10 protein-coding genes are annotated in these 12,320 nt (G+C 46.8%); 2 read left to right on the top strand and 8 right to left on the bottom strand.

The features are described 5' to 3' along the window. Window positions 1-62: 62 nt before the first annotated feature. The 6 genes from acuI to ilvG form a co-directional block, all read right to left on the bottom strand. Window positions 63-1,043, bottom strand: a complete 981-nt coding sequence (gene acuI, locus Vt282_RS00115; RefSeq protein WP_162062252.1) for an acrylyl-CoA reductase (NADPH) — start codon at window positions 1,041-1,043, stop codon at window positions 63-65. A 178-nt stretch (window positions 1,044-1,221) separates the two neighbouring features. Then, window positions 1,222-2,781: a threonine ammonia-lyase, biosynthetic gene (ilvA, locus tag Vt282_RS00120; RefSeq protein WP_162062253.1), complete on the bottom strand. Its 1,560-nt coding sequence runs from the start codon at window positions 2,779-2,781 to the stop codon at window positions 1,222-1,224. 3 nt (window positions 2,782-2,784) lie between these two features. Further along, window positions 2,785-4,626, bottom strand: a complete 1,842-nt coding sequence (gene ilvD, locus Vt282_RS00125; RefSeq protein ID WP_162062254.1) for a dihydroxy-acid dehydratase — start codon at window positions 4,624-4,626, stop codon at window positions 2,785-2,787. A gap of 14 nt (window positions 4,627-4,640) precedes the next feature. Next, window positions 4,641-5,585 (bottom strand): branched-chain-amino-acid transaminase, encoded by a 945-nt coding sequence (ilvE, locus tag Vt282_RS00130; protein ID WP_162062255.1) that lies wholly within the window; start codon window positions 5,583-5,585, stop codon window positions 4,641-4,643. A 12-nt stretch (window positions 5,586-5,597) separates the two neighbouring features. Continuing rightward, the gene (gene ilvM / locus Vt282_RS00135; RefSeq protein WP_162047481.1) at window positions 5,598-5,882 is read right to left on the bottom strand and encodes an acetolactate synthase 2 small subunit; all 285 of its coding nucleotides are present in this window, start codon (window positions 5,880-5,882) and stop codon (window positions 5,598-5,600) included. Between the two features lies 1 nt (window position 5,883). After that, window positions 5,884-7,530: an acetolactate synthase 2 catalytic subunit gene (gene ilvG / locus Vt282_RS00140; RefSeq protein WP_162062256.1), complete on the bottom strand. Its 1,647-nt coding sequence runs from the start codon at window positions 7,528-7,530 to the stop codon at window positions 5,884-5,886. Between the two features lie 477 nt (window positions 7,531-8,007). On the opposite strand from ilvG, the gene Vt282_RS00145 reads away from it, so the two are divergent. Continuing rightward, window positions 8,008-9,531, top strand: a complete 1,524-nt coding sequence (locus Vt282_RS00145; RefSeq protein ID WP_162047479.1) for a YifB family Mg chelatase-like AAA ATPase — start codon at window positions 8,008-8,010, stop codon at window positions 9,529-9,531. Between the two features lie 41 nt (window positions 9,532-9,572). Here Vt282_RS00145 and Vt282_RS00150 read toward each other — a convergent pair whose 3' ends face one another. Then, the gene (locus tag Vt282_RS00150) at window positions 9,573-10,562 is read right to left on the bottom strand and encodes a DUF2860 domain-containing protein (RefSeq protein WP_162062257.1); all 990 of its coding nucleotides are present in this window, start codon (window positions 10,560-10,562) and stop codon (window positions 9,573-9,575) included. Between the two features lie 174 nt (window positions 10,563-10,736). Between Vt282_RS00150 and Vt282_RS00155 the strand changes: the two genes are divergently transcribed. Next, window positions 10,737-11,654, top strand: coding sequence for an acyltransferase (locus Vt282_RS00155; protein ID WP_162062258.1), 918 nt, complete (start codon window positions 10,737-10,739; stop codon window positions 11,652-11,654). Window positions 11,655-11,702: 48 nt separating this feature from the next. On the opposite strand, the gene Vt282_RS00160 is transcribed toward Vt282_RS00155, so the two are convergent. Next, window positions 11,703-12,305, bottom strand: coding sequence for a thiol:disulfide interchange protein DsbA/DsbL (locus Vt282_RS00160; RefSeq protein WP_162047476.1), 603 nt, complete (start codon window positions 12,303-12,305; stop codon window positions 11,703-11,705). Window positions 12,306-12,320 lie beyond the last annotated feature (15 nt).

The following is a 12,320-nucleotide window of genomic DNA, read 5'->3' on the forward strand; positions in this document are numbered from 1 at the left end:
GGTTACTGAATCGATACGAAAAGAGCCAGCAATGCTGGCTCTTTGTTATTCTTACTAAGCGATTATAGCTTGATCACAACGCGGCCAGTTACTTGACCGTTAGTGATGTCTTCTGCGTATTTTGGTGCTTCTTGTAGGGTTGCTTCTGTACACGCTTGCTCGAAGTAGCTGTCTGGTAGTAGCTCAACCAGTTTTTCCCACGCTGCGATACGTTTTTCTGTTGGGCAACTAACTGAGTCCACACCTTGTAGGCGCACGTTACGTAGGATAAATGGCATGACTGTGGTTGGTAGGTCGAAACCGCCCGCTAGGCCACATGCTGCAACTGCGCTGTTGTAATCCATCTGTGCTAATACTTTCGCCAGTACTTTGCTGCCTACCGTATCAACAGCACCTGCCCAAACTTGTTTCTCAAGCGGACGAGCTGGCTCTTCAAACTCAACGCGGTCGATGATGCGGCTAGCACCAAGTTTTTCTAGTAGTGGACCGTTTTGCTCTACACGACCAGTCACAGCCGCTACTTTGTAACCTAGCTGAGCCAGTAGCGTAACAGCAACAGAACCTACGCCGCCGCTTGCACCAGTTACTAGGATTTCGCCCGCTTCTGGTTTGATATCAGCATCCAGCAGTGCTTGCACACATAGCATCGCCGTAAAGCCTGCTGTGCCGACCATCATTGCTTTCTTGCTGTCTAAGCCTTTTGGTAGTGGTACTAACCAATCTGCATTTAGACGAGCACGCTGCGCCATGCCACCCCAATGGTTTTCGCCAACGCCCCAACCAGTCAGAACCACTTCATCACCTGCTTGGTAACGAGCGTCTTCAGAGCTAACTACTTTACCTGCTAGATCGATACCCGGAACCATAGGAAAGTTACGAATGATTTTGCCTTTACCAGTGATCGCTAAACCATCTTTGTAGTTAAGTGATGAGTAATCCACTTCAATCAATACATTGCCTTCAGGCAGTTGTGCTTCGTCGATCTGTTCGATTGACGCGATAGTACGTTTGTCTTCTTGATTTAGAATTAGAGCGTTAAACATAAGGGTCTCCGCATAAGTGCAGCAATTAACTGCACTTATTGTAGTATTGATAGCACTATGAAAAATGAAACTTTAGCATTTAATTTATGCAATAAACGCATAAATTACTAAAAATCAATGTATTAAGAATAGAACAAAGCCAGCAGAATCGCTGGCTTTCGTGGTGTTATTTGACTAATTATTGCGGTGGAGAAGAGAGGAAAAACTGATAAGACGGGTTACCAGTCTCATCTTTCCACTGATAGCCTAGCTCTCTTAAATGCGCTGAAAAGCGCATTAGATCGCTGTCTTCCAATTCAAATCCACACAGTACGCGCCCATAATCAGCACCATGATTGCGATAGTTGAATAGACTAATATTCCAGTGGGTACCAAGAGTGCTCAAGAATTTCAGTAGTGCTCCTGGGTACTCTGGAAATTCAAAGCTATATAAACGCTCTTTGAGTGGTTTGGATGGTTTACCACCGACCATATAGCGAATGTGGAGCTTAGCCATTTCATCATCAGATAGGTCGACCACCGGATAGCCGCCTGATCGTAAATCTTGAATGATTTGGTCGAGTTCTTCTTGGCCGCCATTGATGCGGACACCAACAAAAATATTAGCCAGTGAGTCATCGTTATAACGGTAGTTAAACTCGGTTACGGCACGACCACCAATTAAGTGGCAAAAATCAAAGAAAGCCCCTTGCCGTTCTGGAATTGTCACCGCCAACAAACCTTCACGTTTTTCACCTAATTCACAGCGCTCGGAGACATAACGTAAACCATGAAAGTTGGTGTTAGCGCCCGATAACACGGTACCCAGTTGTTTGCCGCTTAACTGATGTTTGTCAGCAAATTTCTTAAGCCCCGCTAAAGCTAGTGCTCCAGAAGGCTCGGCAATGGCACGGGTGTCTTCAAAGATATCTTTAACCGCCGCGCAGATTTCATCACTAGAGACCGTAATATGACCATCAAGGTATTTCTGACATAAACGAAAAGTCTCATCACCAATGCGTTTGACTGCCACACCATCAGCAAACATGCTGACTTGGTCGATCACTACTGGTTCACCCGCATCGAGTGCTGCTTTAAGGCAGGCTGAATCTTCAGGCTCAACCGCAATCACTTTAATTTCTGGCATCAGTTGTTTGACTAGCACTGCTACGCCAGCGGCCAGACCACCGCCACCAACTGGCACAAAGATATAATCTAAGTGACCATTTTGCTGCAGCATCTCCATCGCAATGGTGCCTTGACCTGCAATCACCAGTGGATGGTCAAATGGCGGTACAAAGGTGTAGCCACATTTAAGTGCTAGGCGCTCCGCTTCCGCTTTGGCTTCATCAAAGTTATTGCCATGCAGCACCACTTGACCACCAAAGCCACGTACCGCTTCAACTTTGATGTCAGGGGTGGTTTTTGGCATCACAATTGTGGTTTTTATTCCCAGCTTAGTGCCAGATAACGCCATACCTTGGGCATGATTACCCGCTGATGCGGCGATTACACCAGCGGCTTTTTGTTCTTCGCTGAGGCTCGATACCATGTTGTAAGCACCGCGCAATTTAAACGAGTGTACTGGCTGGCGATCCTCACGCTTGAGTTGCACTTTATTGCCAATGCGAGCCGATAGCCTCGGCATCGCTTGCAATGGGCTGATGATGGCGACTTCATACACTGGAGCACGCAGCACTTGGCGCAGATAATCTGCGCCAGATTGGGGTTGTTCAACGTCGCAAAGGGCTTCACTCATGGCTTAACCCTCGAGTTTACTTTTATCGCGCACCGCACCTTTGTCGGCACTAGTTGCCATGCTGGCATACGCTTTAAGTGCGAAAGAGACTTCACGTTGGCGATCGACTGGTTTCCAACCCAACTTGTCTTGCTCAGTGCGACGATCAGCCAACTCTTGTTCAGAGATTTCGAGTGAAATAGTGCGGTTAGGAATATCAATCGCAATCGTGTCGCCATTGCGCACCAGACCAATCGCACCGCCATTTGCGGCTTCTGGCGAAGCATGACCAATAGAGAGGCCAGAAGTGCCACCAGAAAAACGGCCGTCAGTCAGTAGCGCACACTCTTTACCTAGTCCCATTGATTTGAGGTAAGTGGTTGGATACAGCATCTCTTGCATACCCGGGCCGCCTTTTGGTCCTTCATAGCGAATGACCACCACATCGCCCGCTTTAACTTTGCCTCCTAAAATACCATCGACCGCATCTTCTTGGCTTTCAAACACCACCGCAGGGCCGGTGAATTTGAGAATGCTTGCATCGACGCCCGCAGTTTTAACGATACAGCCATCAAGGGCGATATTACCTTTGAGTACGGCAAGGCCACCATCTTGGCTAAAGGCATTGGCTTTGGTGCGAATACAACCTTCAGCGCGGTCATTATCAAGCGTGTCCCAGCGGCAATCTTGTGAGAATGCTTTGGTAGTTCGAATTCCAGCTGGACCAGCACGATAGAAGGTTTGTACCTCTGCTGAATCGGTCAGCATGATATCGTATTGTGCTAACTGTTCTTCCCAAGTGAGGCCGAGTACGGTTTTGGATTGATTGTGCAGAAGACCAGCACGATCAAGCTCACCCAAAATACCAACCACACCACCAGCGCGGTGGACATCTTCCATGTGATATTTCTGCGTTGATGGCGCCACTTTACATAAGTGTGGAACTTGGCGAGACATGCGGTCGATATCGGTCATATCGAAATCAACTTCACCTTCTTGTGCCGCTGCCAATAAGTGCAATACGGTGTTGGTTGAGCCTCCCATTGCAATATCCAGCGCCATGGCATTTTCAAACGCTTGTTTGGTTGCGATATTGCGTGGTAATGCGCTGACATCATTTTGTTCGTAGTAGCGCTTAGTCAGTTCGACGATGCGTTGACCGGCACTGATAAATAGCTGTTTACGATCGGCGTGGGTTGCCAGTAGTGAACCATTACCAGGCTGTGATAAACCGAGCGCTTCGGTTAAGCAGTTCATTGAGTTAGCGGTAAACATCCCTGAACAAGAGCCACAGGTTGGGCAAGCTGAACGCTCGATTTGCTCACTTTGTTCATCAGACACTTTTGGGTCAGCGCCTTGGATCATCGCATCCACCAAGTCGAGCTTGATGATCTGATCAGAAAGCTTGGTTTTACCCGCCTCCATTGGGCCGCCAGAGACAAAAATGACGGGAATATTAAGGCGCATGGAGGCCATTAACATTCCCGGGGTGATTTTGTCACAGTTAGAGATACACACCATCGCATCTGCGCAGTGGGCGTTAACCATGTATTCAACTGAATCGGCAATCAATTCACGTGATGGCAACGAGTAGAGCATGCCGCCGTGACCCATAGCGATACCATCATCGACCGCAATGGTGTTGAATTCTTTGGCGATACCGCCTGCTTTTTCAATTTCTGCCGCCACCAATTGACCGAGATCTTTTAGGTGTACGTGGCCTGGTACAAATTGGGTGAATGAGTTTACTACGGCAATTATCGGCTTACCGAAATCTTCGTCTTTAACGCCAGTGGCACGCCATAATGCGCGTGCGCCTGCCATGTTACGTCCGTGGGTGGTGGTGGCCGATCTATATTTAGGCATTTCCTTGTCCTCTACTACTTTGCTGCATCTTGTGGGTAAACGTAATCTAACCAACCCCACTTATCTTCGGTGGTGCCATTAAATAGACCAAAGTATGCATCTTGAATTTGTTTAGTGATTGGCCCGCGTTTGCCGCTACCAATGTCAATTTGATCGACGGTACTTACTGGAACCACCTCAGCGGCGGTGCCCGTCATAAAGATTTCATCTGCTAGGTATAACGCCTCTCGAGCGATGTTGGCTTCACGGACTTCTAGTCCCATATCGCGTGCTAATGTCATGATTGAATCACGAGTGATGCCCGGCAGAATTGCACTGGTTGCTGGCGGTGTAGAAAGGACGCCATTCTTCACGACAAAGATGTTTTCACCCGCTCCTTCAGATAGGTAGCCATCAACGCTAAGCGCAATGCCTTCGGCATAACCGTGGCGGCGAGCTTCGCCACCAACGAGTAGTGATGATAGGTAGTTACCGCCAGCTTTAGCTGCGGTTGGTATGGTATTCGGTGCAGCGCGATTCCAACTGGAAACCATGGCAGCGACACCATTTTCTAGCGCTTCTTCGCCTAGGTATGAACCCCAAGGGAACGCGGCGATGATTAAATCCAGTTCAGTATCGCTTGGCGGGCATACGCCAAGGCCCACATTACCGACAAACGCCAGTGGGCGAATATACGCATCATTGAGTTGGTTTTGACGCAGAGTTTCACGCGTTGCTTCCATGATTTGCTCAACAGAGTAAGGAATAGGGAAGCGGTAAATCTTGGCAGAATCTTTTAGGCGCTGAGCGTGCTCGCGATGGCGAAACACAATCGGCCCTTTTGGTGTGTTGTAACAACGTATCCCTTCAAAGACAGATGTGCCGTAATGCAAAGCGTGAGACAGAACGTGCACGTTCGCTTCCGCCCACGGCACCATTTCACCATTGAACCAAATGTATTCTGCTGTTTTTGTTGCCATTTGTTGCCGTCCTTATGCACAAATCTTCTGTTGTAAGTTGTTGTTCGGTAGCTGATCGCGAGCGATTTTAGTTACTTCAACCGTTCGTACGTCCCAAAGCTTTTCAATTTGATTGGTGATGAATGAAATTGGACGATCGCTATCAACAATGATTTCAACGCTTGCCACATGACTTTCATGATTTTGCGTCGCTGCTACTTGCTTAATGATGAAGCCACGATGGCGAATCACACGCAGAACACGCTCAAGTAATACCGGTTTATCGTCGGCTTTAATATCGAGTAAGTATCTTTCCATGTTATGTGTTCTCCAGCATGTCACTGTTTGACGCACCGGGTGGAACCAGTGGCCATACGTTTTCTTCTTCATCAATTAATACGTGCAGTAGATAAGCGGTTTTGCTGGCAAGCATCTCTTTGAGTGCTGGCTCGACTTCTTCTTTGCGTGTGATGGTTTTACCCGGAATATCAAATGCTTTAGCCAGCATGATGAAATCTGGGTTGTCATCAAGAATGGTTTCGCTATGGCGGCCATCAAAAAACAGTGATTGCCATTGGCGCACCATGCCTAACCGTTGATTGTTGAGTAACACCATTTTGACCGGAATTTGGCGACGTTTAAGGGTACCAAGCTCCTGAATATTCATCATAAATGAGCCATCACCAGTGATAAGGATTGATTGGTCATCTGGGCGTGCAACCGCCGCACCCATCGCTGCGGGTAAACCAAACCCCATCGTGCCTAGGCCTGCTGAAGTGATGAAGTTTTGTGGCTCACGCGGCTGAATATGTTGTGCTGCCCACATTTGATGCTGGCCAACATCTGTTGAGACAATCGATGAATTTGGCATCATATCAGACAGTTGTTTTAGCAGTTTTGGCGCGAAAATGAGTTCACCCGGATGGTCGTAACGCCATTTGAACCCACTGCGTAGACTCTCACTATGTTTGAGCCATGGCGTGATGTCTTGTGACAGTTCAAGTTGTGGCAGAATCACGGGGATTTCACCGCGCAGTGGCGCATTCGCTTGGCGCAGTTTGTGGATTTCAGCGGCATCAATATCGATATGAATCACTTTGGCATTGGGAGCGAAAGTATCAAGTTTGCCGGTAACTCGGTCATCAAAACGCGCACCTACTGCAATCAATAAATCACATTCTTGAACGATCAGGTTAGCCGCTTTAGTACCATGCATACCTAGCATGCCAAGGTAATGCGGATCGTGGCGCTCGATGGTGCCTAAGCCTTTAAGAGTACTTACCGTCGGCATTGGGTTAAGGCGCAAAAACTCTCGCACTGCTTCGGTAGCATGGCCCAACTGAACGCCACCGCCGACATAAAGCACTGGGCGTGAGCTGGCAGAAAGTAGCGTTTGTGCGTTAGTTATTGCGTCTTGGTTAGCCACTGGCATCGCTGGTGGGGCGAATTTAGGCAGCACAGTGACGGGTGCTGGTGCCAATTGCACATCTTTGGCGATATCGACAATTACCGGACCAGGACGACCCGTTTTCGCCACTTCAAATGCTTCCGCTAAAGTTGGGGCAAGCTCATTGATATCTGTAACGAGATAGCTGTGTTTGGTACATGAGAGTGACATACCAATGACGTCCATTTCTTGGAACGCATCGGTGCCGATGTGAGAGCTGGCGACCTGCCCTGTGATAGCGACAACAGGGATGGAGTCCATAAAGGCATCAGCCAAACCAGTGACTAAGTTGGTGGCACCAGGGCCAGAAGTAGCAAGACAAACGGCGACTTGTTGAGTTGAACGCGCCATACCGATGGCGGCCATTGCAGCACCTTGTTCGTGGCGACAGAGGATATGCTCGACACCACCATCGTAGAGGGCATCATAGATTGGCATGATGGCACCGCCTGGGTAACCAAACACGGTTTTTATCCCTTGTTGCTGCAATGCGGCAACGACCAATTGGGCTCCTGTCATTGTCCGCCTCCTTTGCTACACGTGTAGCATTCCTTGTCTTGTTTGCACTTCATGTGCGCTCCCATACTTCCAGTAACGACTTGCTTGAGATCCGTAAGCGAGTTGTTGTGATATAAAAAATTTTTGCTACATACTAAACATTCAAAAAGGTTGTAAAAAAACCCCCGAACTTTTCAGCGCGGGGGTTTATCTAATTCTTGGCTATCTTTCGCCCACTAGACCCCGCGCGCTCTAATAATGACCACGATAATCAGGGTAATCAGTGAATGGGCGTTCAAGTTCATAGTTAATTCTTAAATGTTGTGTTTGCGTAATATGATACGTCTAAGTTTTCACCACTAGTGGTATCACAGATTTCCGTTAATTGACAAGCAAAAACTCATTCTTTTTTCACATTATCTCAGCATGTCTCCAAGCTATATAACAAAGGCGAGTAAATATTCAGCGCGTTTACGCAGCCGATCAGTTGGGGAAAATATGGGATTAGCAGTAGTTTATAGCCGAGCATCAGTGGGTGTCGAAGCGCCGTTAGTGACGGTGGAAGTACATATCAGTAATGGTATGCCGGGTTTTGCTTTAGTTGGGTTACCTGAGACAACGGTGAAAGAGTCACGTGACCGAGTGCGCAGTGCGATTATTAATTCTGGGTTTGAGTTTCCGGCTAAACGTATTACGGTCAATTTGGCTCCTGCTGATCTACCCAAAGAAGGTGGGCGCTTCGATTTGCCTATCGCGCTTGGCATTTTGGCCGCGGCGCAACAGTTGCCACTACAAGCGTTGAGTCAGCGTGAATTTGTCGGCGAGCTCGCACTATCGGGTGAGCTGCGCAGTGTCAAAGGAGTATTACCTGCCGCGCTTACAGTGCAACAGCAAGGACGCAGTTTGGTGGTGCCTCATTGCAATGGCGATCAAGCAGCGCTGGTGGGCAAAGAGTGCCATTATTCCGCCCAGAGTTTGTTAGAAGTGTGTGCTGATCTCTGCGGTCAGCAAAGATTAAGTTTGCATCAAACTCAGCAACAGCAGACGGCCCCTGAAAGCGAACGAGACTTACAAGATATTATTGGTCAGCAGCAAGGTAAGCGTGCGTTGGAAATAGCGGCAGCCGGTCATCATAATTTACTTTTTCTCGGCCCCCCGGGGACTGGGAAAACCATGCTAGCGTCGAGGTTACGTGATTTGTTGCCTGAAATGTCCGATCAAGAGGCATTGAGTTCTGCTGCAGTCGCCTCTTTGACTCAACAAGAAATCAATCAATTTAATTGGAAGCAACGACCATTTCGCGCTCCTCACCACTCGAGCTCAATGGCGGCATTAGTCGGCGGCGGTTCAGTACCGAGACCAGGTGAAATTTCATTGGCTCATAATGGTCTATTGTTTCTTGACGAGATGCCCGAATTTGAGCGCAAGGTGCTTGATGCGCTGCGTGAGCCGCTTGAGTCAGGTGAAATTATTATCTCTCGAGCACAGGGGAAGACACGTTTTCCGGCTAGGTTTCAATTGATTGGAGCACTTAACCCTAGCCCGAGTGGGCATTATGATGACAAACAGCTTGGTGGTAATCCTCAGGCAGCGCTGCGTTATTTGAGTCGCTTATCGGGTCCGCTTTTGGATAGATTTGATATGTCTTTGGAAATCCCAGCCTTGCCGAAAGGTACCCTAGCTGAAGGTGGTGATAGAGGTGAGACAACCACCATTGTCAAACAACGTGTCGCTCAGGCTCGAGAATTAATGCTTTGTCGCAGTGGTAAAGCGAATGCATTACTCGAAAGTCGCGAAGTAGAACGTTATTGCCAGTTAGAAAAAGCAGATGCGCAGTTTTTAGAACAAGCGTTGCATCGACTTGGCTTATCGATTCGCGCTTATCATCGCATTATTAAAGTGGCGCGTACCATTGCAGATTTAGCTGGTGAAGAGAAGATTCATCGCACTCATCTAGCTGAGGCTCTGGGATATCGCGCAATGGATAGACTGCTGAAACATTTGCATGCTCAAGCGGTGTAAAAAAGCCCATCGAATGATGGGCTTTGATTAAAGAGGTGAGGTTAGAACTGGTAGTTCATACCCACTGACATAATGAGTTCGTTTTTATCGTAGAAATCGATGTTTGAATCGGTGCTACCAAAACCTGCAAACGAGATAAATGACCAATCTTGCCAATCCATAAAGTTCTCGTATTCGTATGCTGCGAATAGACTCATTTCATCATCTTCACGCGTGGTGTTATTGAAACGGATGTTTCCAGCGTCGTAATCGCGGGTATCAAAACCTGCAGTTAGTGCTAATTGATGACGACCTAGGAACTTAAAGTAGCTGAGTTCAACACCGTAGCCTTTGAATGAGTTCGCATCGCCATCTGCGTCTGAACTGACGTAAGATAGACGTGGTTTTAGCATTGTGGTTTGATCGACCATGTATTTGTAGTCGGTCTTGAAATAGAACGCTTTAGCATCGCGGCGCAGTGAGTTTCTCTCTGCTAGGTTTTGGGTGAATTCAAAACCTGACTGTTCTTTTTCTACATCTTTGGTTGCGTATGCCATGTCTACAGAGAATTTAGAACCGGCGATGTTTTCAATTTTCAGACGGTACGCATTACCTTCTTCGTCTGTTGTTGAGCGTTTGCCTTGCGTTTGGTATGGGTCTTTCCAAACTTCACCAGACATAATGGTTGGCAAAATCGAAGCATCGATAATAGTGCCTGAAGCTAGTTGGTATTTGTAGCCCATTTCGAATGCGAGAGTACCCGTCGCGATATCTTCGCGTGATGTACCGACATAAAATTGCTGGTTAAGGTCACTGCCAAAAGTGTATTTCAGATTGCCCAGTGGGAGTAGCAGACCACCGCTAACCGCATCGTTGGTACCATTGATGTCATCAAGTTGTTTGTTGTCATCGTTGGTGTTTAGGTTTGACTCTACCGAGTAAAAACCAGTGCTCAGAGAGATTTCACCAGAAAAACCGGCAGTGTCAGCTAGTTGAGCATACGCTGAGCCACTCATTAGTGCTAACGCCACTAGAGAATATTTAACTTTCATGATTCCTCGATTATGTTTGCAATTGCCCACATCAACGCGAAGGTAAGTTGTGAAAAACATCTTAAGTCGTCAAAACAACATATCTGACCAATTGACTAAATGTTTCAAACTTTGGTTGTGTTTGTATAATTGCATATCGTTTTTTATTCGGTGCGAATTTTAACCTGATTTATTATGTTGGCGTATCTATTATTTTTCATCAATGTATCGCTAGTCATTATCAATTCTGCCGTGATGTCGTTAGTGATTTGTGTGCTCGCGATATTTAAGTTGATAGTGCCAATGAAAATGTTCAGACACTGGATAACCTATAGTGCAAATCGAGTGATGTGGTTATGGGCGACCGTCAATGGTGTGATCTTGCGAGCAACAAATGATGTTGAGTGGGATATCAAAGGCGTACAGGGTTTGAGCCAAGATGCTTGGTATTTGATGTTTTCTAACCATCGCAGTTGGACTGATATTGTGGTGCTTTGCTGCGTGTTTAAAGATCGCATTCCGATGCCCAAGTTTTTCCTCAAACAGCAGTTACTGTATGTACCTTTTATCGGTATGGCTTGTTGGGCATTAGATATGCCGTTTATGCGTCGTTATTCGAGAGAATTTTTGTTGCGTCATCCTGAAAAACGAGGCCAAGACTTAGCGACAACTCGTCGTTCTTGCGCCAAGTTTAAACGCGTACCGACCACTGTGGTGAATTTTGTTGAAGGTACCCGTTTTACTCCAGATAAACAGCGTAACAGTGCCAAGCATTATCAACATTTGTTGACGCCAAAATCGGGTGGCATTGCCTACACATTGGCCGCTATGGGTGAACAGTTTGATGGCATTATCGATGTGACGTTGGCGTACCCAGCAAACCCTGACTCTCCATTTAAAGATTTGTTGATGGGCAGAATGCAGCGGATTGTGGTGGAGGTCAGACTTTTGCCAGTGGATGAGCAAGTGAGAGGCGACTACTTCAATGACAAGAAGTTTAAACGTCAATTTCAATTGTGGTTGGCGAATGTTTGGCAAAATAAAGATGCGCAATTGGCAGCGGTTTATACCTCGAGACAGCCTGATGAAGCATTGGAAAAAGAAGTGTCGTAAATAACAAAAAAAGAAGCCGAAGCTTCTTTTTTTGTTGATGTTGAGTGCTTATTTGAGCGTCAGTAGGTAGTTGACCAATGCATAATACTCATCAGTGCTAGTAATGAGCTTCGCATCAACAAGGTATTTGTTGTTCACGATAACAGCCGGTACGCCAGTTAAGCCACTGTCATTAAATTGCTTGTCGAAACGACGTACCATTGAATCAACCGCAAAGCCATTGAATGTCGCGTCAAATTTCTTCGCATCTACACCTTCATCGATAAAGATTTGGCGCAGTTCTGCATCATTTTTCGGTGCTTTGCGCATGGTTTGAATACGGTTAAATAGCACTGGCGCCATTTGGTCTTCAATTTTTAGCATAATCATGGTGGCGTAAGCTTTGCTTAGCGATTCGCCCATTGGACCACCCATGAAAGAAACGTGGTTTTTTTGTAGTTTTACACCTTCAGGTAGCTTGGTTTTAAGCTGACGAATAATAGGTTCAAAGCTGCGACAATGTGGGCAGAAGAAAGAGAAGTACTCATTAACTACTGGTTTAGTAGATAGCGGCAAATCTAGAACTTTATAGTAATCGCCTTCGGTAAACTTCGCAGCATGAGCGGCAAAGCTCAGTGATACAGTAATAAATAGGGCAAACAGCTTTTTCATTATTTTCTCCATGTA

This window comes from Vibrio taketomensis, assembly GCF_009938165.1.
Lineage (GTDB): Bacteria > Pseudomonadota > Gammaproteobacteria > Enterobacterales > Vibrionaceae > Vibrio > Vibrio taketomensis.

Excerpts from the sequence above, each read along its gene's own strand:
- ilvA (WP_162062253.1), bottom strand. The coding sequence starts at position 2,781 with ATGAGTGAAGCCCTTTGCGACGTTGAACAACCCCAATCTGGCGCAGAT.
- ilvD (WP_162062254.1), bottom strand. The coding sequence starts at position 4,626 with ATGCCTAAATATAGATCGGCCACCACCACCCACGGACGTAACATGGCA.
- Vt282_RS00155 (WP_162062258.1), top strand. The coding sequence starts at position 10,737 with ATGTTGGCGTATCTATTATTTTTCATCAATGTATCGCTAGTCATTATC.
- ilvE (WP_162062255.1), bottom strand. The coding sequence starts at position 5,585 with ATGGCAACAAAAACAGCAGAATACATTTGGTTCAATGGTGAAATGGTG.
- Vt282_RS00150 (WP_162062257.1), bottom strand. The coding sequence starts at position 10,562 with ATGAAAGTTAAATATTCTCTAGTGGCGTTAGCACTAATGAGTGGCTCA.
- Vt282_RS00160 (WP_162047476.1), bottom strand. The coding sequence starts at position 12,305 with ATGAAAAAGCTGTTTGCCCTATTTATTACTGTATCACTGAGCTTTGCC.
- ilvG (WP_162062256.1), bottom strand. The coding sequence starts at position 7,530 with ATGACAGGAGCCCAATTGGTCGTTGCCGCATTGCAGCAACAAGGGATA.
- Vt282_RS00145 (WP_162047479.1), top strand. The coding sequence starts at position 8,008 with ATGGGATTAGCAGTAGTTTATAGCCGAGCATCAGTGGGTGTCGAAGCG.
- acuI (WP_162062252.1), bottom strand. The coding sequence starts at position 1,043 with ATGTTTAACGCTCTAATTCTAAATCAAGAAGACAAACGTACTATCGCG.
- ilvM (WP_162047481.1), bottom strand. The coding sequence starts at position 5,882 with ATGGAAAGATACTTACTCGATATTAAAGCCGACGATAAACCGGTATTA.